This window comes from Rhizobium fabae, from assembly GCF_003985135.1.
Classification (GTDB): Bacteria; Pseudomonadota; Alphaproteobacteria; order Rhizobiales; family Rhizobiaceae; genus Rhizobium; species Rhizobium pisi.
In genome coordinates, this window is the sequence record NZ_ML133653.1 from 263,680 (window position 1) to 290,200 (window position 26,521).

At 59.9% G+C, this 26,521-nt stretch carries 29 protein-coding genes; 12 read left to right on the top strand and 17 right to left on the bottom strand.

Annotation, left to right across the window (positions count from 1 at the left end; translation table 11 throughout):
* The first annotated feature begins 86 nt into the window (after positions 1 to 86).
* Positions 87 to 1,046, top strand: coding sequence for an MBL fold metallo-hydrolase (locus tag EFB14_RS20225; protein ID WP_126828346.1), 960 nt, complete (start codon positions 87 to 89; stop codon positions 1,044 to 1,046).
* Positions 1,047 to 1,299: 253 nt separating this feature from the next.
* Here the strand turns inward: EFB14_RS20225 and EFB14_RS20230 are convergent, their stop codons facing one another.
* The gene (locus EFB14_RS20230; protein ID WP_126828347.1) at positions 1,300 to 2,199 is read right to left on the bottom strand and encodes a LysR family transcriptional regulator; all 900 of its coding nucleotides are present in this window, start codon (positions 2,197 to 2,199) and stop codon (positions 1,300 to 1,302) included.
* A 143-nt stretch (positions 2,200 to 2,342) separates the two neighbouring features.
* Between EFB14_RS20230 and EFB14_RS20235 the strand changes: the two genes are divergently transcribed.
* From EFB14_RS20235 to budC, 10 genes are all read left to right on the top strand, one after another.
* Positions 2,343 to 2,909, top strand: coding sequence for an invasion associated locus B family protein (locus tag EFB14_RS20235; protein WP_164737553.1), 567 nt, complete (start codon positions 2,343 to 2,345; stop codon positions 2,907 to 2,909).
* Complete coding sequence (locus tag EFB14_RS20240; RefSeq protein WP_126828349.1) at positions 2,906 to 3,157, top strand: Atu4866 domain-containing protein; 252 nt, start codon at positions 2,906 to 2,908, stop codon at positions 3,155 to 3,157. The genes EFB14_RS20235 and EFB14_RS20240 overlap by 4 nt, the downstream gene beginning before the upstream one ends.
* Positions 3,158 to 3,260: 103 nt before the next feature.
* Positions 3,261 to 4,487, top strand: a complete 1,227-nt coding sequence (locus EFB14_RS20245) for a carboxymuconolactone decarboxylase family protein (protein WP_245438265.1) — start codon at positions 3,261 to 3,263, stop codon at positions 4,485 to 4,487.
* Between the two features lie 330 nt (positions 4,488 to 4,817).
* Positions 4,818 to 5,822, top strand: a complete 1,005-nt coding sequence (locus EFB14_RS20255) for an AraC family transcriptional regulator (RefSeq protein WP_126828353.1) — start codon at positions 4,818 to 4,820, stop codon at positions 5,820 to 5,822.
* Between the two features lie 144 nt (positions 5,823 to 5,966).
* Positions 5,967 to 6,716 carry an SDR family oxidoreductase gene (locus EFB14_RS20260; RefSeq protein WP_208661869.1) on the top strand — a complete coding sequence of 250 codons (750 nt, stop codon included), beginning with the start codon at positions 5,967 to 5,969 and terminating at the stop codon, positions 6,714 to 6,716.
* A 57-nt stretch (positions 6,717 to 6,773) separates the two neighbouring features.
* Positions 6,774 to 7,322, top strand: a complete 549-nt coding sequence (locus tag EFB14_RS20265; RefSeq protein ID WP_126828357.1) for a flavin reductase family protein — start codon at positions 6,774 to 6,776, stop codon at positions 7,320 to 7,322.
* 52 nt (positions 7,323 to 7,374) lie between these two features.
* A complete protein-coding gene (locus tag EFB14_RS20270) occupies positions 7,375 to 7,659 on the top strand; it encodes a DUF1330 domain-containing protein (protein ID WP_126828359.1) in 285 nt (94 codons plus the stop codon).
* A gap of 37 nt (positions 7,660 to 7,696) precedes the next feature.
* Positions 7,697 to 8,023 carry a putative quinol monooxygenase gene (locus EFB14_RS20275; protein ID WP_126828362.1) on the top strand — a complete coding sequence of 109 codons (327 nt, stop codon included), beginning with the start codon at positions 7,697 to 7,699 and terminating at the stop codon, positions 8,021 to 8,023.
* Positions 8,020 to 8,859: an oxidoreductase gene (locus EFB14_RS20280; protein ID WP_126828364.1), complete on the top strand. Its 840-nt coding sequence runs from the start codon at positions 8,020 to 8,022 to the stop codon at positions 8,857 to 8,859. Before EFB14_RS20275 ends, EFB14_RS20280 begins: the two co-directional genes overlap by 4 nt.
* Before the next feature lie 73 nt (positions 8,860 to 8,932).
* Positions 8,933 to 9,703: a meso-2,3-butanediol dehydrogenase gene (gene budC / locus EFB14_RS20285; RefSeq protein ID WP_126828367.1), complete on the top strand. Its 771-nt coding sequence runs from the start codon at positions 8,933 to 8,935 to the stop codon at positions 9,701 to 9,703.
* Between the two features lie 72 nt (positions 9,704 to 9,775).
* Here the strand turns inward: budC and EFB14_RS20290 are convergent, their stop codons facing one another.
* The 7 genes from EFB14_RS20290 to EFB14_RS20320 form a co-directional block, all read right to left on the bottom strand.
* Positions 9,776 to 10,210 carry a DoxX family protein gene (locus EFB14_RS20290; RefSeq protein ID WP_126828369.1) on the bottom strand — a complete coding sequence of 145 codons (435 nt, stop codon included), beginning with the start codon at positions 10,208 to 10,210 and terminating at the stop codon, positions 9,776 to 9,778.
* 179 nt (positions 10,211 to 10,389) lie between these two features.
* Entirely contained in the window at positions 10,390 to 11,166 is a 777-nt protein-coding gene (locus EFB14_RS20295) for an SDR family oxidoreductase (RefSeq protein WP_126828372.1), read from the bottom strand.
* 11 nt (positions 11,167 to 11,177) lie between these two features.
* Positions 11,178 to 11,624: an ester cyclase gene (locus EFB14_RS20300; protein WP_126828374.1), complete on the bottom strand. Its 447-nt coding sequence runs from the start codon at positions 11,622 to 11,624 to the stop codon at positions 11,178 to 11,180.
* A gap of 25 nt (positions 11,625 to 11,649) precedes the next feature.
* Positions 11,650 to 12,423 carry an SDR family NAD(P)-dependent oxidoreductase gene (locus EFB14_RS20305; protein ID WP_126828376.1) on the bottom strand — a complete coding sequence of 258 codons (774 nt, stop codon included), beginning with the start codon at positions 12,421 to 12,423 and terminating at the stop codon, positions 11,650 to 11,652.
* A gap of 72 nt (positions 12,424 to 12,495) precedes the next feature.
* Positions 12,496 to 13,104 (bottom strand): NAD(P)H:quinone oxidoreductase, encoded by a 609-nt coding sequence (gene wrbA, locus EFB14_RS20310; RefSeq protein ID WP_126828378.1) that lies wholly within the window; start codon positions 13,102 to 13,104, stop codon positions 12,496 to 12,498.
* A gap of 167 nt (positions 13,105 to 13,271) precedes the next feature.
* Positions 13,272 to 13,868, bottom strand: coding sequence for an NADPH-dependent F420 reductase (locus tag EFB14_RS20315; RefSeq protein WP_126828380.1), 597 nt, complete (start codon positions 13,866 to 13,868; stop codon positions 13,272 to 13,274).
* A gap of 27 nt (positions 13,869 to 13,895) precedes the next feature.
* Complete coding sequence (locus EFB14_RS20320; RefSeq protein ID WP_126828382.1) at positions 13,896 to 14,792, bottom strand: pirin family protein; 897 nt, start codon at positions 14,790 to 14,792, stop codon at positions 13,896 to 13,898.
* Between the two features lie 99 nt (positions 14,793 to 14,891).
* Between EFB14_RS20320 and EFB14_RS20325 the strand changes: the two genes are divergently transcribed.
* Positions 14,892 to 15,806: a LysR family transcriptional regulator gene (locus EFB14_RS20325; RefSeq protein WP_126828384.1), complete on the top strand. Its 915-nt coding sequence runs from the start codon at positions 14,892 to 14,894 to the stop codon at positions 15,804 to 15,806.
* Between the two features lie 298 nt (positions 15,807 to 16,104).
* Here EFB14_RS20325 and EFB14_RS20330 read toward each other — a convergent pair whose 3' ends face one another.
* From EFB14_RS20330 to EFB14_RS20370, 9 genes are all read right to left on the bottom strand, one after another.
* Positions 16,105 to 17,175, bottom strand: a complete 1,071-nt coding sequence (locus EFB14_RS20330; protein WP_126828386.1) for an ABC transporter ATP-binding protein — start codon at positions 17,173 to 17,175, stop codon at positions 16,105 to 16,107.
* A gap of 11 nt (positions 17,176 to 17,186) precedes the next feature.
* On the bottom strand, positions 17,187 to 18,707 hold the full coding sequence (locus EFB14_RS20335) for a DUF5060 domain-containing protein (RefSeq protein WP_126828388.1): 1,521 nt from the start codon (positions 18,705 to 18,707) through the stop codon (positions 17,187 to 17,189).
* 30 nt (positions 18,708 to 18,737) lie between these two features.
* Positions 18,738 to 19,565, bottom strand: coding sequence for a carbohydrate ABC transporter permease (locus EFB14_RS20340; protein ID WP_210302886.1), 828 nt, complete (start codon positions 19,563 to 19,565; stop codon positions 18,738 to 18,740).
* A gap of 53 nt (positions 19,566 to 19,618) precedes the next feature.
* Positions 19,619 to 20,518: a carbohydrate ABC transporter permease gene (locus tag EFB14_RS20345; RefSeq protein ID WP_126828393.1), complete on the bottom strand. Its 900-nt coding sequence runs from the start codon at positions 20,516 to 20,518 to the stop codon at positions 19,619 to 19,621.
* An 87-nt stretch (positions 20,519 to 20,605) separates the two neighbouring features.
* A complete protein-coding gene (locus EFB14_RS20350; RefSeq protein WP_126828395.1) occupies positions 20,606 to 21,859 on the bottom strand; it encodes an extracellular solute-binding protein in 1,254 nt (417 codons plus the stop codon).
* A gap of 70 nt (positions 21,860 to 21,929) precedes the next feature.
* Positions 21,930 to 22,577, bottom strand: coding sequence for a dihydroxyacetone kinase subunit DhaL (gene dhaL / locus EFB14_RS20355; RefSeq protein ID WP_126828398.1), 648 nt, complete (start codon positions 22,575 to 22,577; stop codon positions 21,930 to 21,932).
* Between the two features lie 3 nt (positions 22,578 to 22,580).
* Complete coding sequence (locus tag EFB14_RS20360; protein WP_126828400.1) at positions 22,581 to 23,585, bottom strand: dihydroxyacetone kinase subunit DhaK; 1,005 nt, start codon at positions 23,583 to 23,585, stop codon at positions 22,581 to 22,583.
* A gap of 56 nt (positions 23,586 to 23,641) precedes the next feature.
* The gene (apnL, locus tag EFB14_RS20365; protein ID WP_126828402.1) at positions 23,642 to 25,489 is read right to left on the bottom strand and encodes a D-apionate lactonase; all 1,848 of its coding nucleotides are present in this window, start codon (positions 25,487 to 25,489) and stop codon (positions 23,642 to 23,644) included.
* Complete coding sequence (locus EFB14_RS20370; protein WP_126828404.1) at positions 25,486 to 26,520, bottom strand: Gfo/Idh/MocA family protein; 1,035 nt, start codon at positions 26,518 to 26,520, stop codon at positions 25,486 to 25,488. The genes apnL and EFB14_RS20370 overlap by 4 nt, the downstream gene beginning before the upstream one ends.
* Position 26,521: the final 1 nt, after the last annotated feature.

The following is a 26,521-nucleotide window of genomic DNA, read 5'->3' on the forward strand; positions in this document are numbered from 1 at the left end:
ATCGATTTGATTGCTGACTGAGGCATCGTTAGCTGATGTTCAGGAACTTGCAAGTCGTTCCGCACCCTCACATAAGGAGCAAACCGGTGCCATCCCGTCGTTCCATTCTCAAAAGCGCTCTCACCGGCCTCGTCACAGCACCCTTCGTGGCACCATCAATCGTCTTCGCCAAGGCACCTTTTGCCCCTGTTCCTTCACCGGGTTTCTACCGGCTGAAGATCGGCTCCGTAGAGGTCACAGCCCTGTCGGACGGCACCATCGCCCTGCCGCTCGCCAAGCTCTACACAAACACGAGCGAACACCACGCGCAGGACGCTTTGAATGATGCCTTTCTGCCCGAACTGGTACCAACTTCCGTCAACGCGTTCCTCGTCAACACCGGCGAAAGACTGGTGCTGATTGACGCAGGCACCGGTACCTATCTAGGCCCCTCACTCGGCAGGCTCGCTTCGAACATTGAGGCATCCGGTTACAAGCTGGATGAGATCGACGACGTCGTTCTCACCCATATTCATACCGATCACTCCGGCGGGTTGATGAGCAAAGGCAAACGCACCTTCTCGAACGCCACCTTGCGGGTCAATGAACGAGAGGCAAAATTCTGGCTGAATGCGGCAAACGCCAAGGCGGCGACAGGCATCGTCAAGCAGCATTTTGGCGAGGCGGATCAGTGCGTGAGGCCATACGTGGAAGCCGGAAAATTCGAAACCTTCGCGGATAACGCAGCGCCTGTTCCCGGTCTTGGTTCCATTCTTTATGCGGGACATACGCCGGGCCACAGTGCCATCACACTGGAGAGCGAAGGCCAGAAGATTGTATTCTGGGGTGACATCACCCATGGCGAGATCCTGCAGTTCGATGAACCCGGAGTCGCGATCGAATTCGATATCGACCAGAAAGCCGCTGTGCTTGCACGGGACACTGCGTTCAAGCAGGCGGTGGAGGGCAAATATCTGGTGGCAGGCGCGCATATCGCCTTTCCGGGCATTGGCCATGTCCGCAAAGACAGCACGAATTATGACTGGCTGCCCATCAACTACGCTTAAGGTCTGACAGCCGGCTCTAATACGGCGAAACATGCGAATCCGTGAAGAGGCTGCACGCCAGCCTCTTCTTCGATCGTGACGAACGTCGTTTTCGCCGCGGGCCTTGCCGCTTTCGACATTCTGGAGCCGCGTGTCCATTCTCACCAATCTGCGCCACCTTGGCGTGGTTCGGGCCGGCCGAATTAGCGAATAGCTGGGCATTATACGTGTCCAACCAGAGGCACAAAACCCAGTGTGCCCTGTTGACTGACGGCTAGGATGACGGCGGTTTGAATGCACGAACGTGGTCAATGAGCGCTCGCAGCTTGGGCGCCATATTGCGGCGGTTGGGGAAGTAAAGGAAAAACCCTGGAAACGGGGGCAAATAGTCCTCTAGCGCTGTGATCAGCTCGCCTCGTTCGATGTAGGAACGAAACGTCTCTTCCAGCGCAAATGTAATACCGCCGCCAGCGAGCGCAGTCCGGATCATCAGATACAGATCGTTGGTGGTGATTTGCGGCTCAACGGCGACGTCGAGAGGTAGGCCATCCTCCTCGAACTCCCACCGGTACGGCGCAGCACTGGGAGACGGTCGCCAACCGATACAGCGATGACGTACGAGGTCCCGAGGATGGCGGGGCATTCCGTGGACCTCGAAGTATTGCGGCGTCGCGACGACCACTTCTCGCTCTTCTTTCGTCAGTGGCACCGCGACCATGTCCTGCTCGATCACATCACCCAGCCGGACCCCCGCATCGAAGCCGGCAGCTACAATGTCAAAGACGTCGTCGGTCACCGTGACGTCGATCGTGATGCGGGGATGGGCTTCAGCGAAGGACGCGATCAGCGGGCCGGACAAAAACTGTTCGGCAATCGATGTCACCGCGATCCGCAGCAAGCCGCTCGGTCTTGCGTCACCCGCTACATTCTCGAACGCAGATCTGACCTCTGCCATTGGTTGGGACAGTGTTTCGCGGAAGCGGTTGCCCGCCTCGGTCAGCCGCACACTACGGGTCGTGCGGCTGACGAGCGCGATGCCGCAGATATCCTCGAGCCGGCGGATGCCCTGGCTTACGGCCGAGCGTGTAACCCCCAGCCGGTCGGCCGCGGCCCTGAAGTTCCCCTCTTCGGCGACCGCCAGAAACACTGGCACCAAGTTTAGGTCAATTGTCATTGTCGCATCCTGCTAACCAATCACGTTAGCGGAAAGGGAATACAAGCGACAATCAAATTTGTCTACCTATTGCTCGTGGCCGACAAACGCATCTCGCACAGCACGGCAGGCAACAAACAACGATCATCGAAGGAGATATTCCAATGACGAACATCAAGATCACGCTCGCAGCAGCATTGGTTCTGGGGATCTGCGCCGGACCTGTCGCTGCACAGGATAGCACGTGCCCCCGGGAAGGCGCCGAGGCTCCTCTCGGGCTCCATGCCGACTGGATCATGAAGGGCTGGGAGCGTCATGAAGGCGATGGTAAATTCGTGTTCGCAGAAAAGCTGAACAAATATTACGACCTGGAAAACACCAAGGGGGTTTTCTACGACAATTTTGCGCCTGGTAGCACACAGCTCTTTGACAATTCGGCTCGCTACGGCGCCAACTGGGAGGCATTGCAGAACGCCGCCCGATCCGTTCGCCACGGATTGACCGGAGGCCATGACGCAATCGTCGGCGACACAGTTGCTTCGACGACTCTTGGCTTCGTTGGCCGCATTGATCGTTTTGACGGCAAGGTGATCGCTTTTGATGGCCGCTCGCAGCTGGGCTGGGAATGCACTGGTGGCAAATGGAAGATCCGGCACGAACTGAACTACGCCTGGGTCGTCGAACCCGAGACCATTCAGTCTTTCCTGGGCAAGACGGAGGCGGCACAATGACGACCGCAACGCCTTCACACCCTTATGTCGGCATGTGGCAGACCGCAGACGGCCGCATCCGGCACCAGTTGCTTCCGAACGGCCGCTACGACGAGGCCCGTGGCCGACGCGAAAGTGCCTATCAAGGACGATACGAGGTGTCGGGAGATCACATCGAGTACTGGGACGACACCGGCTTTACTGCCGACGGCGATTTCGTCGATGGCGTCCTGTACCACGCGGGAATGGTTCTCTATCGCAAGCCGTAGTCTGGACACCACGTCGGCATAGCGAATGCCGGCGTGGTCCAATTCTTTCACTCGATGGGAACATCTGTGCCCGTGAAAACCAGATCAAAAGAAAGCTATGATAATGAGTAACATCGAAGAGCAGCTCGTGAATTTGGCCTCGCCAGAAGACAGACAAAAACACCTTCGTGGTCTTGCCGTTCTCAAACAGATCGGAGGTGAGAATTTTGGAGGGCCGGTAAGCCAGCTAGCGCGTTTCTCGGAAGATCTGGCGCGGTTCACCATCCAATATCCCTATGGTGATGTGCTATCGCGGGATGGTCTTGATCTGCGAACACGCCAGATTCTGACCACGGCCACGTTGCTGGCCCACGGATCGGCGCAATCTCAGCTGTCTTTTCACCTCAACGGATTATTGAATGCCGGGGGAACCCCCGATGATGTTGTCGACCTGTTGTTTATTTCCGCGGGTCTTATCGGGTTTCCGACGGCGATCAACGCCGTTCCCATCGTCCGCGATATTCTCGCCGACCGGGGCGAAACCAATAATGCCACGGAGGCTCAGGCATCACCTGCCATCCCGGATATCTCCTCCGACCGTCTCGCTGTCCTTGATCGAGTTGCGCCCGAGTTCCTGAAGTGGCGCGAACAGGTCCTTGACGAAGAGATCTTCTGCGCCGTGCACCTGGAGCCGAGGCTGGCCCATCTCGCGTCCGCTGCAATGCTCGGGGCGAGGGGGAAGGTGGGGGCGAGTTTCGACGCCCACATCGCTTCGGCTTTGGCTACGGGCGCAACCCACAGCGACATTGTCGAAATGGTTATCCAACTGAGCGTCTATTCCGGGTTCCCTGCAGCGCTCAACGCTGCCGGCAGAGCGAACAATGTCCTGGCGGCTTCCGAACGACCACAAGCGAATACCCAGAAAAGAGTCCAGACCACCAAAGATGATGAGAAGCGCTTCATGAGCGGGGCCGCAACACTTGCCGCAACATCAGGAGGATCCGGCGCTGATGTGGTCGACAGCTTCAAGGATATTGCTCCTGGTCTGGGTAGGCTTATTGTTGCGCATTGCTACGGTGATATCTTTTCCCGCTCAGCGCTTGACCCCAAGGGACGCGAGCTGGGTGCAATCTCTGCTCTCGCCGCCCAGGGAACTATCGCGGCGGAAAAGCCGCTGGGCGTCCATGTCGATGCAGCTCTCAATCTCGGGGCCACCCGGGAAGAAATTATCGAGACCCTCTTCAACGTCATTCCCTATGCTGGCTATCCATTGATCGAAAAAGCTCTGCTGATTGCCCATGACCGTATCTCGTTATTCAACGAAAAGCAGGCTGCTGACAACGCTTCGTGATGAACTGAGGCGTTGGGTTCCAGCCCTTTGGCAGTGTGACGATTCTCTCGTTTCACCTTGCGTTTGATGCTACCTTGCCGTCGCTTCTCAAAAAAATGTGTTTGGAAGTTTTGCGAATGGTGCCACGAACCCGGAGATACTGACATTCGACTTGATGCGGATTTCATCTGCCTCAAAAGTCGGACGAAACCGGCCTTGTCTTCCTGTCGCACGAAACCAAATGCTGCCTTGCATCATTGGTGATGGTTGTGGGCGGAGATGTGAACCGGGACAACTTCCATTGAACCGTTAGGCAACGCAGGCAGCTATCGTTTCAAGAGAGGGTCCGCATTGGCAGATATCGAACCGTCCCGTCAAAACGTTTTGTCCTCAATCCCAGCTGTTGCTGGAAAGCCCATTTATCCAGCGGCACTCGCGCCCGAACTGGAAGAGGTCATTGCAAGGCCCGAGCGGACGTCCCCGCTCGGGCTTGAACAGTATATAGCCGGTCGCACGCTTGTTAGTGGCGATAGTCCGGCGTGGAATGACATGTTCGTGCAGGTCTATTCACGTCTCAATAAGCAGGAACCCTTTCTCGTTCCCGCTGTCGCAGAGCCACTAATCGTTTGGGTGATGTCGGGCGAAGCCGTCGTTGAGGAACGTGACCTTGACGGCGACTGGGTCGCCAACACGGTCACGGTCGGGGATTTCTTTCTGACCCGCTCCCCCACGCCCTACGAGATGCGCTGGCGCGCAATCGGAGAAGCGCCCTTCCAGGTCATGCACCTTTATCTCTCCGTTCCGGTGTTCGAGCGTGTCGCCTACGACGTGCTGGGCTGCGCCGCCCCTCCTGCACTTCGCGACATTTCCGGGGGCAAGGACACGCAGCTGTCACACATTCTTGCGTTAATCCATCAGGAGTTGACGTCTGAAGGGAAAGGGAGCCAGCTGTTCATTCAGGGCCTCGCCCAGTCCCTTGCCGTGCACCTGATCCGGAATTACGCGGCGAGTGAAGCTACCGACGATCGGCAGAACGCGCTCCCTGGCTTTAAGCTCCGTCGGGCCGTGGCCCACCTGGAGGAACATCTAGCCGAGCCGTTCAATCTCGCCCAGTTGGCTGAGACGGTCGGCATGAGCGAATTTCATTTTAGTCGTTTGTTCAAGAAGGCGACCGGGCTCTCGCCCTCGCGCTACTTCATTCGCCAGCGTGTTGCCCGGGCACAGCTTCTCCTGCAGGAGACGGATACCAGCATCATCGAGATTGGCATGTCTGTCGGCTATTCGAGCCCGAGCCACTTCGCCCAGGTCTTCCGTCGGGAGACCGGCCTGCCGCCGAGCCACTATCGGCGAGGCTAAATTTCGACCTGTCGCGATTTCGAGCAATATCGCAACAGGTCGAGCAAGGTCCCGAGAGAAGGGTGCCGACGATCGGCTTAACTTCCTCCTTGTCAAAACGAAACGCCCACCGCGGTGGTGGGCTTCAGACAAGGAGTGAAGACAATGACCAACCTCAACGGAAAGATCGCACTGGTCACCGGCGCATCGAGTGGCATTGGCGCTGCGACCGCTGCAAAGCTTGCTGAAGCCGGTGCCAAGGTCGGTATCGCTGCGCGGCGCACCGACAAGCTCAAAGATCTCAAGAAACAGATCGAAGCCAAGGGCGGCGAAGCTCTTGTCATCGAAATGGACGTGGTTGACACGACCTCGGTCGATGCGGGCGTGAATAAGCTGATCGATGCCTATGGTTCGATCGACATCCTCGTCAACAATGCCGGTCTTATGCCGCTCTCCGATATCGATCAGTTCAAAGTCGACGAGTGGCAGCGGATGGTAGACGTGAACGTGAAGGGTCTGCTCAACACGACGGCCGCCGTTTTGCCCCAGATGATCAAGCAGCATTCTGGCCACGTGTTCAACATGTCCTCTATCGCCGGTCGCAAGGTCTTCAAGGGCCTGTCGGTCTACTGCGCCACGAAACATGCGGTCACGGCTTTCTCTGACGGCCTGCGCATGGAAGTCGGTCAGAAGCATGGCATTCGCGTGACCTGCATCCAGCCGGGCGCCGTTGCAACCGAGCTCTACGATCACATCACAGATCCGGGCTACCGCAAGCAGATGGATGAGCTGGCCGGCCAGATGACCTTCCTTCAGGGCGAGGACATCGGCGACACCATCGTCTTCGCAGCCCGGGCCCCGGCGCATGTGGACGTCGCCGAACTGTTCGTTCTGCCAGTAGAACAGGGTTGGTAACAGACCGGTCCTGAAGGGTCCCTGCATTGATGCAGGGACCTCTCAAGGGAGATTGTCATGAAGGAATTACCCGCATCTCAAGCATATCGCGTCCTGGAACCTGGCCCGATCGTCATGGTCTCGACGAGCGATGACGGCAAGCCCAACGTGATGACGATGGGCTTCCATATGATGATCCAGCACGACCCGCCGCTGATCGGTTGTGTCATCGGGCTCTGGGATCACAGCTATCATGCTCTCCGGAAAACCGGAGAATGTGTCATCGCTGTACCCGGTCTTGATCTCGCCGAGACCGTTGTTGACGTCGGGAACTGCTCGGGCGACAGGGTGGATAAATTCCAGAGGTATGGTCTCAAAACGCGACCTGCCAAGGACGTATCACCGCCGCTCCTCTCAGACTGCCTGGCCAACATTGAATGCCGGGTCGTCGATACGCGGCTCTCGGATCCTTACAACCTCTTCATCCTCGAGGCGACGAGGATCTGGATCAACGAGGACCGTAAGGAGCGTCGAATGATGCATCACCGGGGTGACGGTACGTTCACCGTCGATGGCGGCACACTCGACCTTCGAGATCGGATGGTCAAATGGCGCCATCTCCCCTGAGAGGCGCCAGGCCCAAAATGCACCAGCAACCCATTACGAAAGGAAGAAAACCATGACTGCTTATCTCGTCGTTGATCTCGACATCCACGATATGAAGTCGATCGAAGACTACCGATCGAAGGCATTGCCGCTCGTTGCCAAAGCTGGTGGCAAGCTGATCGCCATCGATGAGGCCCCTCTGGAACTGGAAGGCTGGACGGCCACCAACATGCTCATCATCGAGTTCCCGAACAGGCAAGCGATCCGTGAGCTCTTCGCATCGCCGGACTATGCGCCGCTTGCGGCTCAACGTCAGGCGGCGGCCGGGTCGCGTATCGTTGCGATCAACGGCGTCTGAAAAACCGCATCGGCTTTACTGACCAAGGAGACCCGAAATGGCTGAATTGACCAACGTGGCCTACTTCACCGCAAAGCCAGGTCGTTCTCAGGATCTGGGTGCCGAGCTGCTTCAGCTCGTCACCCCCTCGCGCAATGAGGAAGGCTGCCTGCGCTACGAAATCCACCAGTCCAATGACGTTCCCGACGTCTGGATGGTGCTCGAAGACTGGCGGCATGCCTCGGATTTCAAACTGCATATGAGTAGGAACTACGTCGAAGCCTTCATGGCGAAGGTCCCGGACCTGTGCGTCGAAGACGTAAAAATCCGCGGCTACCAGCAACAGTCCCCGCAGGTCTATTACAGAAAGGAGTATATGAAATGAGCACGCAAAACCCCAAAGTCTGGCTCGTAACCGGATGCTCTACGGGCTTCGGTCGCTACATCGCGGAACATCTGCTGGAGGCTGGCGAGAAGGTTGTCGTGACCGCCCGCAAGACCGACAAGATCGTGGATCTGGAACAGAAGGGCGATGCCCTGATCCTTCCACTCGACGTGATCGACCGGGATCAGTGCCAGAAGGTGGTCGACGCCGCGGAAGCACACTTCGGTCGGATCGACGTCCTGATCAACAACGCCGGGATCGGCTTCTTCGGTGCGATCGAGGAAACTGATGAAGAGAATGCCCGTCGCCTGTTCGACGTCAATTTCTTTGGCACCGCGAACACAATCCATGCGGTCCTTCCACATATGCGAGCCCGGCGCAGTGGTATGATCGTCAATCTGACATCGATCGGCGGCTTGGTCGGTTACACAGGCGTCGGCTACTACTGCGCCACCAAATTTGCCGTGGAAGGCCTGTCGGATACGCTCCGAAAAGAAGTCGCCCCACTCGGGATCAACGTCATGACCATCGAGCCAAGCGCCTTCCGGACGGAATGGGCAGGTTCGTCGAACGAGGCCCCCGCGACTATCGACGAGTACGATAGTACAGCGGGCGAGGCGCGTCGGGCTTACCACGCATCAGTCGGAAAGCAGGCCGGTGACCCCGCGCGTGCGGCGAAGGCCATCCGGGAAGCCGTGCTGGCTGAGCAGCCTCCATACCATCTTCCGCTCGGCAATGACGCCGTGGACGCTGCCCTGAAAAAGGCGGAGGACCTGAAGGCAAACGTTGTTGCCTGGGAGGCCTTGTCTCGTTCGGCCGACTTCCCGGAAACCTGAACCAATCCAGTCAAAAACCAACACGAAACCAAAACTACCGCGGCCATCGCCACGGAGATTGAAGGAGTGTGTCATGTCAAAGCGATTTGAAGGAAGAGTAGCAATTGTGACCGGCGGTGGTTCCGGTATCGGCGCCGCCATTGCCAACCGGCTTCTTGAGGAAGGAGCGGCCGTGATGATCTCCGGCAGAACGGAGAAGCGGTTGTCGGATGTTGCCTCCAAAATGCCTGCCGACCGCAGTGGTATGTTTGTCGCAAATGTTTCCTCGAGGCCGGACTGCGACGCCCTTGTCGCAGCAACGGTCGAACGGTTTGGCCGCATCGACACTGTTGTCAATGCTGCGGGCATGAACCTAGTCGGCACCATCGAGGAGACAAGCGATCAGGATTGGGACGAGTGCATTGCCTCGGACCTTTCCGGCGTCTTTTACATGAGCCGTGCCGCGGTTCCGCATCTGAAGGAGACCAAGGGTTCGATCGTTAACATCGGCTCCGTCTCATCCCTTGGTGGCGGCTGGAGCCATGCGGCCTACAATGCCGCAAAGGGTGGGGTTGCGAATCTGACCCGCTCAGCGGCCTGTGACCTCGGCAAGTTCGGCGTCAGAGCCAATACAGTGGCACCTGGACTTACGGTTACGGGAATGGTGGATGCTATCATGGATGACGACGCGCTTCTCGAAAAGGCGTGGGACCGGATCCCGTTGCGACGGGCAGGCCAACCCGAAGAGATCGCCTCGGCGGTCGCTTTTCTTGCCAGCGACGAAGCCTCCTGGATAACCGGGATTGTCTTGCAGGTCGATGGGGGCCAGACCTGCACGGATGGCGGTCCGGAATGGGGTAAGTGAAAACGCGAGAAGCCCGGACCATGGTCCGGCCCGGACCATGGTCCGGGCTTTTCCTTTGATCGGATGGTTCGATTAGCGGCGGGCGTCGAGGCTGTATCGGCCCGCTCCGAATGCCACGACCTGAAGCAGACCGCCGGCCATTGCGATGTTCTTGAAGAAGTGGATGAACTGGTTGAGGTCGCTGAGATTGTTGTGGAACGTCAGCGCCGTGGCAACGCTGAACAGGGCAAGGATCAGGGCGACGATGCGGGTCTGGAAGCCGAGGATCAGGGCAACGCTGCCCAATATCTCAGTCAATACGGCCGCGCCATAGGACAGCGGCGGGAAGGGCAGGCCAACCATATTGATATAGCCGATCGTTCCAGCCGGATCAGAGATCTTGCTGATGCCGGACAGAAGGAAGATGGCCGCCAGAAGGATCCGGCCGGCGAGCGGGGTGACGCCGCTTAAAAGGGCCGACTGGGAAAGAGTTTCAACGCGCTGAGCGATTGCATCGGAATGGGACATGAACGTTTTCCTTAGTTGGGGCGAAGCCACCGTGGCTGCGTCGTGAGAAGAAATTGCCATTATCAGATCAAACGAAAAAGCTGGATAATATCGCGGATTATCGTCGAAAAATTCGAACGATGGAGGCAAAGAAAAACCCGCGCTTTTGAGGGCGCGGGTCCGACTGGAGGGTCGAGAAATCAGATAACGGAAAGCAGCCCTCCATCCACCAAGAGCGCGGTGCCCGACACGTAGCTCGATAGATCCGAGCCAAGGAAGGCCACAGCATCTCCGACTTCCGCCGGTTTGCCAAGCCGGCGAAGCGGCGTCCTCTGGCGAAAGCCCTCGGAGGCCTGGGCGATACCGGGGCTCGTGCGAAGAAGCTCGGTGTCGATGGTGCCGGGTGCGACTGCATTGACGCGGATACCGTCAGGGCCAAGAGCGTCGGCCAATGATTTCGCCATCAGCACAACGCCGCCCTTGCTGGTCGAATAAGCAACCGTGATGCCGGCGCCAGAGATCCCGCCCATGCTTGCCATGAGGACAATGCTGCCCTGCTTGTTGAGTGCTTTCATCTGACGTGCAGCTGCCTGCGCGCCAAACAGCGGGCCATCGAGATTGACAGACATCAGGCGGCGGTAATCGTCTTCCGGAACCTCCGCCCCGTCTGTCTTCAGCGTAATGCCTGCATTTGCGACCATGACATCGACGCCGCCGAATTCTTCTGCCGCCGCAACCAGCGCGTCGTTGTCAGCCTTGCGGCTGACGTCTGCTTTCACGAAAACGGATTCAGCCCCAAGTTTTTTGATCTCGGAGGCAGTTGGTTCACCGCCTTCGCGCGGTGCTTCCACCACGTCCGAGACGATAACTGCTTTGGCGCCATGTTCGGCAGCCCGGATGGCAATTGCACGCCCAATGCCGCTCGATGCGCCGGTTACGATCACGACCTTGCCGTCGAGAATGTTACTGTTGCTCATTGTGGTGATCCTTAATGTTCCGGCACTTTGGGGGCCGAGGAGGGCAGGGCGTCGAGTTGCTGCAGAAGATAATAGAGGTTGGCGACACCCCAGTGTTCTACGATCTGGCCGTTGCGAATGCGCATGGCATCGACAGTTTCGAACTTGATCTGGCGGCCCGTTGGCGCGATCCCAAGGACGACGCCCTTATGTGTGCCGTGATAAGTCTTGAAGGTGGTGACGATATCGCCATCGACCGCTTGCCAGTGAATCTCGGCATGGAAGTCCGGGAAGGCTTCCCGCAGCGCGTGATAAAGGCGACGCGCTCCTTCCTTGTCTGGCCTCCCGCCCGGCTGCGGCGTGTGGTCCAAAAAGTCCTCGGCGAAAAGCTCGTCAAAAAGTTCGAAGTTGCCGCCAGACTGCACGTCGAGTGTGTTGCGGCGGACGACTGCTTTCAATGCTTCAGATTGGTCTGACATGGGATTTTCCTTTCAAGGTTCGGTGTCAGAGTTCAAAACCACCGATCGTCATGCCGCCGTCGACGGTCAGCATGTGTCCGGTGACATAGGAGGCAGCGTCGGAGGCAAGCCAGATTGCTGCGGCCGCGATTTCCTCCGGCTTGCCGCCGCGTTTGGCAGGAATGGCGTTCTGAGCGAGCGCCGCAAAAGCCGGGTTCTGCCGGCTGTTTGCCGCGACCATGGGCGTTTCAGTCCAGCCGGGCGCGATCGCGTTGACGCGGATGCCATGTGCTGCATTCTCCATCGCGACAACCCGGGTCAGGCCCTGCACCCCGTGCTTGGAAGCCGCGTAGGCACTCATGCCTCCCGGTCCCGTCAAAGCAGCGACGGAAGCCGTGTTCACGATAGATCCACCGCCACTGCGCCTGATCAGCGGGATCTGGTACTTCATCCCGAGAAAGACGCTCTGGAGATTGACTGCGATGACCCGCTGAAAGTCTTCTAGTGGGTAATCTTCAATCCGCTTTGCAGGGCCGGTTATCCCGGCATTGTTGAAGGCAGCATCGAGACGGCCAGATGTATTGCCGATCTGCTCGAGCCATTCGACAACCTGAAGCTCGCTTGCTACATCGAGCTCGGTTGTGAACGCCCGGCCATCGTCGGCGCGGATCAGCTCTGCCGTTTGGGTGAGACCCTCGGCATCGCGATCAGCCAGATGCACTGTCGCGCCGTCGCGAGCGAGCCCAAGTGCTATCGCTCGACCGATCCCCGAGCCTGCACCGGTGACCGCGACGACCTTGTTTGAGAAAAGCGAGGACATGACTTCTCCTTGCCAGCCGATCGCAATCGGCTGGTCTGGTTGGAGCTGAATTTAAAGAGTGAGTTAGGTGGGTTAGCCGCGCGCTGCGACGAGAGCTGCGGCAGTGCGGGCGACGATCTCACCTTGGTGGAAGGCCCCGGCGAGATCGATCTGTGAAGGCTGGCGCGACCCGTCGCCACCGGCAACTGTCGTTGCCCCATAAGGAGCGCCGCCAACAATCTCCTCACTGCTCATCTGGCCCTGGTGGCTATAGGGCAGGCCGACAATGATCATGCCAAAGTGCATGAGGTTGGTGATGATCGAAAACAGGGTGGTTTCCTGTCCGCCATGCTGCGTACCTGTCGACGCGAACGCAGCGCCCACCTTACCGTTGAGAGCTCCCCGTGCCCACAGGCCACCGGCCTGGTCGAGGAAAGAAGCCATCTGCGACGACATGCGGCCGAAGCGAGTACCCGTACCGACGATGATCGCGTCATAGTCCGCCAGCTCCGCGACGGTCGCAATCGGTGCGTCCTGGTTGATCTTGAAGTGGGCCTTTTCGGCGACGTCAAGCGGGACGGTTTCTGGGACACGCTTGATTGTTACTTCGGCGCCGACGCTTCTTGCCCCTTCTGCGATCGAGCCTGCCATTGTCTCGATGTGGCCGTAGGACGAGTAGTAGAGAACGAGAACCTTTGTCATTTGTTTGCTCCGTTGGGATGGTTGAATTCCGATGGAGGCAACATCTGCTTTTTCATCATTCGAAAAAAGCTGCATAATTTGATCTGTTACGTTCGATTTTATCGACCGGTCACGTTGTCAAAAATCCATGTTGCCTTTGGCGCGCTCGCTCTTTCTATGGGACGATTTCAGTCCTTCAACAGGTTGAGCGCGACCAGCGGCTGCCCGAAATGCTGCAGAGAACCGGAGGCTTTGAAACTGCCAAGGTCGGACGGGGCAAAGCCCAAAAGAGCGATCAGATCTGCTACCTTCTTGCTGGCCTCCGGAAAGTTACCTGATAGGAAGAGAACGCGCTTTCCGCTCGCTTTCACCGGATCGGCAGCCAGGACGGCGGCCGAGAGCGTGTTGAATGCTTTTACGAGTTGAGCGCCGGGAAAGAGATCGGAGACGATCTCCGAAGACAGCCGGCCACCAAGATCGCGCGGTTTGAAAGCGGGAAAGTCGATGGCATTTGTCGCGTCGACGATGGTGCGGCCATCCCAGGCTGCTTTTTTGCTAGCGACTTCCGGTACAGCGTCATATGGCACGGCCAGAATAAGAACGTCGGATTGAAGAGCCTGATCGAGTTCGACAGCCTTCACCGTGCTGCCGAACTTGTCGGTGATCGATTGAAGCGAGCCCGGACCGCGCGTGTTGGCGATAACGGCATCAACGCGTGCAGCGTGGAAGCGTTCAGCCAGTGCAGAGCCGATCGCGCCAGAACCGATGATTGCATAGGTAGTCATTGTATTTCTCCTTGATTGGATAGGGCTTCAGTTGAAGTTGTCGGGGAGGGGAATGAACTCGTCGTCGCCCGGCACGCCGGGGAATTGCCGTTCGCGCCATTGGTCGGCAGCATGACGAATGCGCTCCTGGTCCGTGGCCACGAAATTCCAGCGGATGAACCGCTTTTCAGGAAGCGGCTCGCCTCCGAAGGCAAGAAACCGGGCTGGCTGGTTCGCCTTCACCACGATCTCTGCGCCGGGCTTGAACACGATAAGACGATCCGGCCCGTAGGTACCGTCTTGCCCGATGATCTCGATTGCACCGGTGACGACGAAGATCGCTCGCTCGATATGCTCTCCGTCGATCCTGTAGCGTGCTCCAGCCTGAAGCTGGATCTCTGCAGAGAAGAGATCAGAGAAGGTGCTGGCAGGTGAGCGCCGTCCGTGCAGGATGCCGGCGAGAAGCTTCATATCGATGCCCTCACCATTGATCGTCGGCAGTTCACTGGCGCCGAGGTGCTGAAAAAGCGGTGCAGTCTCTTCCGATTGCTTAGGAAGAGCGATCCAGCTCTGCAGTCCCGTGAGCTTGCCTCCGTCCTTGCGGATATGTTCCGGGGTCCGCTCGGAGTGAACAATGCCGGAACCGGCGACCATCAGATTGACTTCCCGGGGGCTGATCGACTGCACGTAGCTTTCGCTGTCACGATGCAGCAGCTCACCTTCGAGAAGGTAAGTGAGTGTGGAGAGACCAATATGCGGGTGAGGACGAGTGTCGATGCCTTCGCCAGCGCCGAAGCGAACCGGTCCGAAACTGTCGAGGAATATGAATGGCCCGACCATTTGGCGCATAGCCGCCGGCAGGGCTCGTCGGACGGAGAAGCCTCCAAGGTCACGGGTCGAGGGCAGGATAACCTGTTCGATGTCAGCGTTAGACAAATAGGACATTGTCAGCTCCGGCGGTTGAATTCAATGGAATGAAGGTAGGTCCACTGGACGTTTCGGAAAACTCAGATAATTTTGGCGAAAACGTTCGAGGAATTAGAAATGTCAGACCCCGGCCAACCAACGCTGGATCAGCTTAAAGTCTTCATTACCGTGGTTGAGGCAGGGAGCTTCGCGGCGGCTTCCAGGAAGCTCAACCGTGCTACTTCTGTGATCAGCTACACGATCGCCAACCTCGAAGCGCAGTTGGGCGTTACGCTCTTCGACCGACTTTCCACGAAGAAGCCGCAGCTGACTTTGGAGGGAAGGACAGTCCTTGCCGAAGCCAAAAGCGTCGCCCACGGCATCGATAATCTTCGAGCCAAGGTGAAGAGCATGCTCCGCGGCGTAGAGCCGGAGGTGCACCTTGCGCTGGACGTCATGCTTCCTGCCGCCCGCGTCATGGACGCGCTGAAGGCGTTTCGGAAGGAATTTCCGAGCGTTTCCCTTCGCCTTTATGTCGAAGCCTTGGGTGCCGTGACGCAGATTGTTCTCAACCGTACAGCAGCGATCGGCATCAGTGGCCCGCTTGATGTTGAGATCGCGGGCCTCGAGCGCATCGGTGTAGGTTTTGTCAAACTCATCCCGGTCGCTTCACCGGATCATCCGTTAGCTGGCGGATCTCACCCGCCGGGCGCGGCGCGAGGACATATCCAATTGGTCCTGACCGACAGATCGCCTCTCACTCAGGGCCACGAGTTCGCTGTTGTCGGGAACCATACCTGGCGGCTCGCCGATCTAGGCGCCAAGCATATGCTGCTCAAGGAAGGCATTGGCTGGGGCAACATGCCTGAACCAATGGTGAGAGATGATATAGAGACAGGGCGCCTGGTGCACCTTGATCTTCCTGACTGCAAGGGCGGTCCTTACCGCCTTCAGGCTGTTTACCGAACGGACACACCTCCAGGACCGGCCGCCCGCTTTCTGATCGACCACTTCCAGAGCCAGGACGTTGATGTTCCAATAGCGGCCGGCTAGACCCTCGGAAAACATGCCTGCATGTTTCATGATCACGATCCGCCGGACCACGACGGTGGGGAGGTGTGCAACACTGCGCCCACCACGACGTTCCCGCAATACCGCAATATCAAGCGCTTAGCGGATCTGGAGAGTGGGACGAAGGTTCGTATCCCTTCAAGAGCAGGGGCATCGACTTTTAGGGACAGTCAGTTCTGCGGTCGCTATCTTACATGCAATGAACCCGGACGCTGCAGCTGAGCCGACACCCTGGACGGAAGAAGACCTTCGAGATTACCGGTGAATCCTCGCTAGCATGTTATGCTTCGATGCGCTGTTGAGTTTGCCGGTCGAAAAAATGAACCTTTGGGCTACTGAAGGACAGTTTTACGCGCTGCTCTGGAACGAGCTCGACGCGTTCACGGACTACCCAAGTTAGCTCCTTGCCCTCTACCTCCACGGCAACATGCGTCTCTGAACCCGTTGGTTCGACCACCCTCACAATCGCGTCCACGCCGTCTTCACCGCCGAGAGCGATGTCCTCCGGACGAATTCCGAGCACCAGCGGCCTGCCCGCCGAGGCACCCGGAGCGTGCGAGAGGTCTATCCGCGAGCCGCCTGCGAGGGTCAGCGCGGGACTGCCAGAGTTCCGCAAGGTTCCCTCCAGGAAGTTCATGGCTGGGGATCCAAGAAACCCTGCGACGAATACGTTCCGGGGGCGATCATACAGCTCGAGTGGGCTGCCGATCTGCTCCACGCGGCCGCCATGTAGCACGACGATCTTGTCGGCCATGGTCATGGCTTCGATCTGGTCGTGGGTGACGTAGACGATCGTGGTCTTCAGCCGCTGGTGCAGCGCCTTGATCTCGGCGCGCATCTTGACGCGCAGCTTAGCGTCGAGGTTGGAGAGCGGCTCATCGAAGAGGAAGACCTTCGGATCTCGCACGATGGCGCGGCCCATGGCGACGCGCTGGCGCTGGCCGCCGGAAAGCTGGGCCGGCTTGCGATCAAGCAGCGGCTGCAGGCCGAGGATCGTCGCGGCCTCGCCCACCTTCCTGTCGATCTCCGGGCGCTTGGCGCCGGCAAGTTCCAGCGCGAAGCCCATATTCTGGGAGACAGTCATTTGCGGATAGAGGGCGTAGTTCTGGAAGACCATCGCGATGTCGCGGTCCTTTGGCTGGAGGTTGTTCACCACCCGCCCGTCGATACTGATCTCGCCGCCGCTGATGTCTTCGAGCCCGGCGATCATGCGCAGCAAGGTCGACTTGCCGCAGCCGGAGGGGCCGACAAGAATGGTGAATTCGCCATGGGCGATCTCGACGTCAACGCCGTGAATGATATCGACCGGGCCGAAGGATTTTTTGACGTTTCTGATGATCAAGCCAGACATGAACTTCTCCTTCAGCGCTTCTTGCGGACACGCAGCGCCTGGTGCGGCTTGCGCGGGATCTTGACGCCGAAGGCCGCATCCGGCTTGCCGCCGCGCACGACCGAGCCATGACGCGTCGGATGCGGAACGGGTGCCGCCACCTTCTCGGCCGGCGTGATCGTCATCTCCCAGGTGTCGATGATATCGACATCGTAATCGTCGCCGTCGACCGGCAGGCCGGTGGACCAGATCACCGGCTGATGCTCACCGAAATAGATCAGGCGGAAATCGCCGTCGCCATCCCGCGCGCCCGACACGCGCGACCAGGGCCATTCGCCGATGACGCCGAGCGGCTCCAGCCCGTGCCTGACATCGGCCTCCAGCAGGTCGCGGAGGAAGCCGATGCGCTTCCACGCCTCGCCGCGCAGCTCCCCGCCCTTGGCCCACCAGATCAGGTCTTCGGGATGGGAATAGGTCTCGCCATGGCCGGCATAGCCGCCGCGCGCCATGGTGATCCAGAAACGGTGCACGAGCTCGCGCGGATGGAGATTGCCCCAGGACTGCAGGATGTCGCCCTCATATTCCGGCTCATCGTTGACGACCGGCTTGCCATAGGCATCGCGCCATTCCTGGGTGCGCTTCACGTCGGGGTTCTGAATGCAGGTATGGGTGACCCACGGCTTGCGATGATCGAAATTCGCGGTCACGTCGCCATTATGGATGGAGCGCAGATGCTGGTAAGGGTCGTTTTCCTCCAGAATGTGGAAGTAGCGGTCCCACTGCTCCATCGGTTTGGTGTCGATGAGGAAATCGTATTCGTTGGCGAGCGACCACCAGACGTTTCGGTAGGCGGCAAGGCGGGAGGCGAGATATTCGACATAACGGAAATCCTGCTCGGCCGACATGTCGGCATAGCCCCAGCGGTCATAGGGGTGGAAGATGATGATATCGGCTTCGATGCCGAGATTGCAGAGCGCCGCCACCTGCTTTTCGAAGTGCTGGAATGCGGCGGGGTTCGGCCGGTTGAAATCCTCTTTGCCGTCGGCTCCGCGCTCGAAGCAGGCATGCAGCGGCTCGTTGACGTTGTAGGGATAATCCTTCGGGAAAACGCCCATGCGCAGCTTGTTGAAGCGCGCCTTCTCAAGCGTCGCCAGCGTCTGCTTCTGCATGTCGAGCGGCTGGTGCGTCCAGGCATAGCAGGTCGTTCCGAAGGAGAGGAACGGGGTGCCGTCGGCATAGGTGAAGTGGAATTTATTGCGCACACGCACCGGGCCGTGATTGCCTGATGAAGGCGCGGTCGCCGTCAATGCGCCGCTCTTGCAGTCGAGTGCTGCCGTCCTGGAGCGCGTCCTGAACGACCACTCGCCTTCTGTATCGGGCATGAAGCGGATGCGGTAGGTCCCGTTGCCGTCATAGAAGCCCGGCACACGGACCTCGCGGCTCTTATGGGTGAAGACGGCATCGAATGCCACGTCGAGATAGGGATTGCCGCTGGCAGGCCCTTCGAAGGAGGCCTCGAACACACCCCATTTTTCGACTGTTGCATCGGACATTCTGTCTCTCCTCGTAAAATGATTTCGCGATCAGCCCTTGACGGCGCCGGAGGTGAGGCCGGAGACGAAGTAGCGCTGGAACATGAGATAGACGAGCGTCGCCGGAAGCACGGTCATGACGATCGCGGCGTTGAGCTGGCCGTAGTTGCTGGAAAACTGCCCCTGGAAGGACATCAGGCCAAGCGGCAGCGTCCACATGTGCTGGTCCTGCAGCAGCACCAGCGCCATGGCGAATTCGTTCCAGGTGGAGACGAAGTCGAGGATGAGCAGTGCGGCGAGCACGGGCAAGCACACCGGCAGGAAGATCCGGCGGAAGATGGTGAAGTGGCTTGCCCCGTCGATCAGCGCCGCTTCCGAAAGTTCCTTCGGAATGCTCTTGAAGAAGCCGTGCAGGATGAAAACCTGATAGGGAACGCCGAAGGCGATATAGGGAAGGATGACGCCGGGATAGGTATCGATCAGGCCGAAGGAATTGACGAGCGTGAAGAGCGGCGCCAGCATCACCTGGAAGGGGATCATCGTGCCGAAGACCACGAGCAGCAGCAGGGCCTTGGTGATCTTCAGCCTGATCTTGGCAAGCGCATAGGCGGCCATCGCCGACAGGAACAGGCCGAGCGGCACCTTGATGACAGTGATGATGACGCTGTTGAAGAAGGAGTTGGCGAAATTGCCGCGGCTCCAGGCCGCGCTGTAATTTTCGAAGGCGAGCTCGGCCGGCGGCATGAAGGCGCCGGTGCTCGTCACCGCCGCCGGCGTCTTCAGCGAGGTGAAGACGATAAAGACGAAGGGCGCGACCCAGACGAGCGCGACGAGGACGAGGGCGATCCAGAGACCGATCAGAACGGGATCGCGCTTCATCGACGACGGCTGGACTTCGAGATGCACGGCGGTGTGGTCACTCGATACTGCCGTCACGATTCCACCTCCTCGTGCTTCTGGGTCCATCTGAGATAGGGAATGACGACGGCCATGGTGATCAGCAGCAGCACGACCGAGATCGCCGCGCCGCGGCCGAAATCGAAGATCTGCATGGCCTGCGTGAAGGCCCAGAGCGCTAGCATTTGGGTGGACTGGGCCGGGCCGCCGCCGGTCAGGCCGTAGACGATGTCGAAGGCCTTGAGCGACGAGATGATCGAAAGCACTAGCACGATAGTGATCGTCGGGCGCAGGGCTGGCAGCGTCACATGCTTGAACACCGCCCAGCGGCCGGCGCCATCGATGCGCGCCGCTTCGACGAGCGTCTGCGAAACGTTCTGCAGGCCCGCCAGGAACAGCACCATCGAAAAGCCGACCGTCTGCCAGAGATAGGCGACGAAGACGGAATAAAGCGCGATGTCCTTATTCCCAAGCCAGTCCTTGATCCAGCCCTGCATGCCCCAGGAGGTCAGCAGCTGGGCGAATAGGCCGAAGAATGGATCGTACATCCACTTCCACATGGTGGCGACGGCAATCGGCGCGATGATGACCGGCAGGTAGAAGATGGCGCGCAGGCCGTTGCGGCCGAAGATCTTCTGGTTGAGGCTGAGCGCCAGCAACAGGCCGACCATCGGCGGAAAGATCAGGCTCATCAGCGTCCAGATCACCGTGTTGCGGAAGGCAACCCAGAAGACCGGATCCTTGGTGAAGATCGCCGAATAATTGGCCATCCCCACGAACTGCCGGTTGGCATCGAGCCCGTTCCACTTCTGAAAGCTCAGGATGACGACGTTGAGCATCGGGTAGAGCGCGAAAACCGCGTAGATCGCCAGCGCCGGCAACAGCAGGATCGCCGCCTGCATGCGCGGATCATGTGTCGATTGTCGAAGTGACATGCTTTCCTCCTGGCAGGGCTTTACAGCCAGCTCGCGAAAGAAGGTGCCAACCGATCGATGTGTCGATCGGCCGGCGCTTGGGAGGAATCAGGTTCTGCTGGCGATGAAGCTCTGCAGCTGCTTGGCCGCCTCGGCCGGCTCGGTGTTGCCGGAAGCGACGTCATTGATGACGCGGAAATATTCCGTGGTCACATCGAGCGGGAAGGCCTGGTCGCCGTTCATGTAGACCTTGCCGTATTTCTGGAAGATGCCCAGCCATTCCGCCTCGAGCGGCTTCTGATTGGCATATTGGACGTTCTTATTGACCGAGGTCGAGCTCAACTGGCCGAGCAGATCCTGCTGCACCTTCGTCGACAGGAAGTAGTCGAGGAATTTCGCGGCGATGTCGGGGTTCTTGCTCTTGGTGCTGATGTAATTGTACTCGGCGAAGCCGTAGAGGCGCTCGGTATTGGTGGGGAAGGGGAAGATGCCGTAATCGTCGAGATTGGCGCCCGAGCCGTTGAGCTGGCTGACCAGCCAGTCCCCTTCGAGCATCATCGCCGCCCGGCCTGCGGTGAACAGGCTGTAGGACTGCTTGTTGTCGATGCCCATGAAGGGCTGCAGCGTATAGTCCTTTGTCCACTTGGCGAATTCGGCGAAGGAATCCGTCGCGCACGGCTCCTTGGTCCAGTCGAGCGTCATCGCCTTCAGCGCGTCGTGCTTTTCGGCGCCGCACTTGGTTTCGAGGATGACGTCCATCAGGCGCATGACGTGCCAGTTGACCGTGCCGCCGAAGGTAAAGGCGGGGATGCCGGCGGCCTTCAACTTCTCGGCCGCGGCGAGAAGCTCTTCATAGGTCTTCGGCTCTTCGGTGATGCCGGCCTGCTCGAAAAGCTTCTTGTTGTAGTAGACGGCTTCGCCCTTGAAGGTGAAAGGAACACCGTGCTTGCCACCGGGATAAAGATCGGCGAAGGCCGCAGCCGAGGGCAGCAGTTCGTCGCTCCACTTATATTCGGTGTAATATTTGTCGAGCGGCAGGGAGAGGCCGGCCTTCACATATTCGCCGCCGAGGCCGAGGCCCGCCCAGCTGAAGTAAATGTCGGGGCCCTTGTCGGAGCCGGCAGCGACGCGCAGCGCCGTCTTGTGTTCGTCGACGGCGCGCTGAACGATCTCGACATGCGTTCCGGGGTTGGCCGCTTCGAAATCCGACGCCACCTTCTTCAAGGCCGTATTGGCGGCATTGTTGTCGAAGTTGAGGGTCCAGAGCGTGATGTCTTCGGCAAGAACCGGCGTCGCGGCGAAAGACGCCATGGCGATCGCGACGATGCTCGCCGTCTTCAATTTCGCGGAAAGGGTCAGCATTACCGTCCTCCTCTTGATAAGCCGGCCCCTTGTCGCAGATAGTCATTTACATGTCAACTGGTATGATGAGCTAACCATCATGATGCCGCACAAATTTTGCGATCGAAGCAATGATGATCGCAGCCGAGGCGGCGCCGGGATCCACGTGCCCGATCACCCGCTCCCCCAGCCGCGACGCCCGCCCCTTGGCGGCCGTCATATCCTTTGTCGCTTCGCAGCCTTGGCGCGCCGCCCGCTCTGCCATGTCGAGAGACTGGCGGAGGGCCGCTCCGTCGGCCCAGGCATGGAGAGCCGCATCGGCCGCCGGCCTCCAGGCATCGACCATGGTCTTTTCGCCGGGCTCGGCCTTGCCGCGCTCCTGAACGCCCTGCGCCATCGCCGCGAAAGCGCGCAGGACGTCGTCGTCGCTGAGTTCGGCCTTATCCTTGACGGCGGCGCCGGCGCGCATGAAGGCCGTGGCATAGAGCGGGCCGGAGGACGCTCCGACCGCGTTTAGGAATGCCTTTGCCGCCGCGTTGAAGGCGGCCGTCGGCGCAGTCTGTGCGGGGTCCAGCGCGCCGACCGCCTTGGCGGCGGCCTCACAGCCGGCATCCATGGCAAGGCCGTGGTCGCCATCGCCGATCGCGCCATCCAGTTCGCAGAGATGATCGCGATGCGCCGCGATATCCCCGGCGATCAGGGCAAGGAGATGCTGCAGGTCTTTGGTCGTGATCGCCATCGATCACCTCCTGAACATTGCGCAATCGCAGGGATGGTCGATCAGCCGCCGAAGCTCGTCGTCGAGATGCATCAGGGTGACCGATGCGCCGGCCATTTCGAGCGAGGTGCAGTAGTTCCCGACGAGCGATGTATGGATGATGAGCCCAGCCGCATCGAGCCGCGCCTTGACACGCCGCATCATGATGTAGAGCTCCATCATCGGCGTGGATCCCAGCGAGTTGACGAGCACGGCGACGCGCTCGCCCCGGTCTGCCTTCATCTCGCGGAGAATATTGTCCATGAGCTCGTCCGTCACCGCGTCGGCTGATTTCAGCGGCTCGCGGGCCGTGCCGGGCTCGCCATGGATGCCCATGCCGATCTCCATTTCGCCGTCGCCGATCAGGAAATTCGGCTTCAAGGTCTGCGGCAGCGAGCAGGGCGAGAGCGCCACTCCCATTGTATAGGTGCGCGCATTGGCATGGCGCGCGACGCGCTCGACCTCGTCAAGGGAATAGAGGAGATCGCAGGCAGCACCCGCCGCCTTGAAGATGAAGACATTGCCGGCCACGCCGCGCCGCTTCTCCCTCTGATCGGAAGGAGCAGAGGCCACGTCGTCTGTCGTGAGCACGGTGCGCACCTTGATCTCGTCGAGCGCCAGCATTTCCGCGGCCATGTCGAAATTCATGACATCGCCGGCATAATTGCCGTACATGAAAAGCACGCCGACGCCGCCATCGACGGCTTTGGCGCAGGCCATGATCGGATCGGGCGGCGGCGAGGCGAAGACATTGCCGATCGCCGCGGCATCGGCGAGCCCCTTGCCGACATAGCCGAGGAATGTCGGCTCGTGCCCGGAGCCGCCGCCGATCACCAGGCCGACCTTGCCCTTACGCGGACCGTTTCTGGCAATGACGGCGCGCGGCATGCCTTCAACGGCATAGAGGTGGTCGGGATGCGCCGCAAGAACCCCCTGCAGCATTTCGTCGACGGCATCCGCGCCTGCATTGATAAGCTTCTTCGTCTTCACGCCGATCCTCCCCAGAACGAACTCCCACTTCATAGATGCGACGGGCGGGCCGGAGGTCAATCCGCCAGCGGCAAAGCGGCCGTCGCAAAGGGTGCGAGCCGCAGCTCCTCGGCCAGTGCGCCGCCATCCACGCTTCGCGCTTCGCCTGTGAGATTGACCACGTAGAGCTTGCCGCCTGCGGCGTCCCGCGCAACGAAGGCCAGGACCTCGGAAGGCGACGAGGAGACGCATTCCTGCCAGGATGTACCCGCGAGCACCGACAAGGTCCGCACCGTGTTGAAGAGCGGCCGCCGGCCGCCCTGCTCGACCGGTTCATCGGGACCGGCGATCAACCCGAAAGGGCCGGTCAGCGCCGAAAGCGTGAGGCATTCGAGACCGGCCTCCAGCACGCGGATCGCATAGCCGAGCGCGAAGGCCGCGGCGAAGTGGCCGTTGTGGCGCGGGTCTCGGTTGGCCATCGGAACGCGCCCGCGAGCGGGATTGTCCATCGTGCGGCTGCCATAGGGATTCTGACGCATCGGGATCGTCGAGGGGCCGATGCGATAGGGCTTGTGGCCGTAGATCGCGCGGACGGAGCGGGTGATGAAGGGCAGTGCTTCCAGGGTCTGCATGACGCTGAGGTCGTCGGCCGCATGCACGATCGGGTTGGTGCAATGGCTGACGAAATCGATCTCGTCCGCCGGCACCCGCTTGCGGTTGAGCTCGGTGAAATAGCTCAGCATGCCGCCGCCGATGCGAATGCCGCCGAACACGGCGCGCGCGGCGGCATAGACCTCCTCCAGGGGAGGGCAGTCCGGCCATTTGCTGCCGGGCGGTGTCGATTGCCGGTCGACGGAAGGCGAGATCAGGATTGCGTCCGGCTTGAACCACACGATCTGCATCTGGCGGGCGATCTCGGCCGCCTCGTCAGCCGGCGATGCTTTGCAGGGGAGCGCTATCTCCAGCGTCGAGCGGCCGCGATGGGCGGCAGCGATTGCGGCAAATGTCTTGAGCGCTTCGACGCCGTGGCCGGCATCGGGATCGAAATGGAAGAGAAGCTCGCGTGGCGCGATTTCCGCCAGCAGGGACCGGGCCGAAAGCGTCGCACCGGCCTCCTCGGGCGTCACGATCACGCCGATATCCGGCATGGTGCCGGTCCGCGTTCCCAGCTCGAGTCGGATCGCCTCACTGTGCACCGCCGCCGAGGAGCGTTGCTCGGAACGGCCGGTGTCCCGGATGATGAGCGAGATTTTCTGGCCGACGGCTTGGCCGGCCGGGATCTGATAGGGCCAAGGCAGAGCGAGCGGCCGGACATAGGTCTTGTATGAGGCATCGGACCAGTTCCGCTGGTCCTCCATTTCGAACGTGTCGCCTTCCATCCGGCATTCCGCCGCAACCCCTGACATGACCTCATGGGTGATGGCGCGCATGTCCTTGAACGGCTGCCAGGGCTCGATGAGATCGGGAAAACGCGTCGCCACGATCCGGCCATCGACATGCTCGACCGTTGCCGGTGAGCCCGCCACGCCGACGATCGGATGCAGGATACAGAAGCCGCAGCGGTTGGTCTCGAAGCCGGTCTCGGTGACCGCTTCCGCTTCGAAGTCGAGCCGGTCCCGACCTCCTGTGATGCGCATGTCGACCACGAGTTTCGTCACGCCAGGTCCCTCGCAGCGGGCCTGATAGGCGATTTCGAAACGGTCGTTGCCCTGCTCGATCTTGAGATCGGCAATCTCAGGGCTGTAGGTGCCCCAGTCCCGGTCGCGAACGAGATAGGAGATCGCCCGCAGCACCTCGATCCCGTCATAGCGGATGGAGCGGAGATTGCCGTCGGCGAGATCGGCCGTCAGCTTTCCGGCCGTCAGGCGAACCGGCGGCTTCTCCTGAGCGCGGGTGCCGTAAAGCTGGAAGACATCGGCCGTCATCGCAGCATCGCCCCGACATCGATCGTCTTCCCCTGAGCAGCGCTGTCATAGGCGGCCTCGACAAGGGCGAAGGTCTTCAGATTATCGGCCCCGGAGGTTGAGTGTTCCGCGCCGCGCTTGAGCTGATCGACCCAATGCTGCTGGATCGAATAGACGCTCTCCTGAATGTTATGCCAGGGTCGCGAGGCCCAGGAGAGCAGCTTCGGAGAGACGTCCGCAATGGTGGTGCCCTGGGCATTGTTGACTTCGAGGCGATAACCCTGGGTCAGGCGGATCGTGCCTTCCGAGCCGTCGAGTTCGATCAGCGTCTCGGGAAATGGTTCTTTCGAGAGCTTGCTGGCGTAGCTGACGTCGACGATCGAGGTAGCGCCGCTTTCATGATCGAGCAGAATGGTCGCGACATCCTCGCCCCTGATCTTGGGATTGACCCGCCTGGTGCGAGCCGTGAGCGAGCCGACGTCGCCCAGGATATAGCGGGCGATATCCAGCGTATGGATACCGAGGTCCTCGATGATGAAGCGCTCGCCTTCGGCGAGATAGGGCTGGCCTGAGAAGACGTCGTAGCCCGAGCGGAAGGAGAAGCGGCCCCAGAATGGCGTGCCGATCGCGCCTGTTACGAGCGCCTTGCGCACCGCCTGGATCGGCGTCTGCCAGCGGAAATTCTCGTGCACCATCAGGGCAATGCCGGCCTTACGGCAGGCCTCGACCATCGCCTTCGCATCCGACAGCGTCTTGGCGAAGGGCTTCTGGCAGATTGCCGGCACTCTGTTGCGGGCGGCCATTTCCACCAGAGCGCGGTGGCTTTGAACGGTTGTGGCGATATCGACGAAATCGAAGCCGCCATCGGCAAACATCGCCTCGGCATCGCTGTAGCGACGCTCGATGCCGAACTGGTCGCCGACGATCTTCAGCCGGTTGGGATCGCGATCGCAGATCGCGACGATGCTGGCGCATTCGACGTCGTTCCAGGCATGCATCTGGTTGATCGCGAAGAAGCCGCAGCCGATCAGGGCACCTTTCAATTCGGTCATG

Coding starts and splice junctions, on each gene's coding strand:
- EFB14_RS20370 (WP_126828404.1), bottom strand. CDS start 26,520: ATGACCGAATTGAAAGGTGCCCTGATCGGCTGCGGCTTCTTCGCGATC.
- EFB14_RS20240 (WP_126828349.1), top strand. CDS start 2,906: ATGACGACCGCAACGCCTTCACACCCTTATGTCGGCATGTGGCAGACC.
- EFB14_RS20300 (WP_126828374.1), bottom strand. CDS start 11,624: ATGTCAGACCAATCTGAAGCATTGAAAGCAGTCGTCCGCCGCAACACA.
- EFB14_RS20340 (WP_210302886.1), bottom strand. CDS start 19,565: ATGAAGCGCGATCCCGTTCTGATCGGTCTCTGGATCGCCCTCGTCCTC.
- EFB14_RS20315 (WP_126828380.1), bottom strand. CDS start 13,868: ATGACTACCTATGCAATCATCGGTTCTGGCGCGATCGGCTCTGCACTG.
- EFB14_RS20265 (WP_126828357.1), top strand. CDS start 6,774: ATGAAGGAATTACCCGCATCTCAAGCATATCGCGTCCTGGAACCTGGC.
- apnL (WP_126828402.1), bottom strand. CDS start 25,489: ATGACGGCCGATGTCTTCCAGCTTTACGGCACCCGCGCTCAGGAGAAG.
- EFB14_RS20295 (WP_126828372.1), bottom strand. CDS start 11,166: ATGAGCAACAGTAACATTCTCGACGGCAAGGTCGTGATCGTAACCGGC.
- EFB14_RS20350 (WP_126828395.1), bottom strand. CDS start 21,859: ATGCTGACCCTTTCCGCGAAATTGAAGACGGCGAGCATCGTCGCGATC.
- EFB14_RS20280 (WP_126828364.1), top strand. CDS start 8,020: ATGAGCACGCAAAACCCCAAAGTCTGGCTCGTAACCGGATGCTCTACG.
- EFB14_RS20305 (WP_126828376.1), bottom strand. CDS start 12,423: ATGTCCTCGCTTTTCTCAAACAAGGTCGTCGCGGTCACCGGTGCAGGC.
- EFB14_RS20230 (WP_126828347.1), bottom strand. CDS start 2,199: ATGACAATTGACCTAAACTTGGTGCCAGTGTTTCTGGCGGTCGCCGAA.
- EFB14_RS20290 (WP_126828369.1), bottom strand. CDS start 10,210: ATGTCCCATTCCGATGCAATCGCTCAGCGCGTTGAAACTCTTTCCCAG.
- wrbA (WP_126828378.1), bottom strand. CDS start 13,104: ATGACAAAGGTTCTCGTTCTCTACTACTCGTCCTACGGCCACATCGAG.
- EFB14_RS20260 (WP_208661869.1), top strand. CDS start 5,967: ATGACCAACCTCAACGGAAAGATCGCACTGGTCACCGGCGCATCGAGT.
- EFB14_RS20335 (WP_126828388.1), bottom strand. CDS start 18,707: ATGTCCGATGCAACAGTCGAAAAATGGGGTGTGTTCGAGGCCTCCTTC.
- EFB14_RS20345 (WP_126828393.1), bottom strand. CDS start 20,518: ATGTCACTTCGACAATCGACACATGATCCGCGCATGCAGGCGGCGATC.
- EFB14_RS20275 (WP_126828362.1), top strand. CDS start 7,697: ATGGCTGAATTGACCAACGTGGCCTACTTCACCGCAAAGCCAGGTCGT.
- EFB14_RS20320 (WP_126828382.1), bottom strand. CDS start 14,792: ATGTCCTATTTGTCTAACGCTGACATCGAACAGGTTATCCTGCCCTCG.
- budC (WP_126828367.1), top strand. CDS start 8,933: ATGTCAAAGCGATTTGAAGGAAGAGTAGCAATTGTGACCGGCGGTGGT.
- EFB14_RS20235 (WP_164737553.1), top strand. CDS start 2,343: ATGACGAACATCAAGATCACGCTCGCAGCAGCATTGGTTCTGGGGATC.
- EFB14_RS20270 (WP_126828359.1), top strand. CDS start 7,375: ATGACTGCTTATCTCGTCGTTGATCTCGACATCCACGATATGAAGTCG.
- EFB14_RS20330 (WP_126828386.1), bottom strand. CDS start 17,175: ATGTCTGGCTTGATCATCAGAAACGTCAAAAAATCCTTCGGCCCGGTC.
- EFB14_RS20325 (WP_126828384.1), top strand. CDS start 14,892: ATGTCAGACCCCGGCCAACCAACGCTGGATCAGCTTAAAGTCTTCATT.
- dhaL (WP_126828398.1), bottom strand. CDS start 22,577: ATGGCGATCACGACCAAAGACCTGCAGCATCTCCTTGCCCTGATCGCC.
- EFB14_RS20245 (WP_245438265.1), top strand. CDS start 3,261: ATGAGTAACATCGAAGAGCAGCTCGTGAATTTGGCCTCGCCAGAAGAC.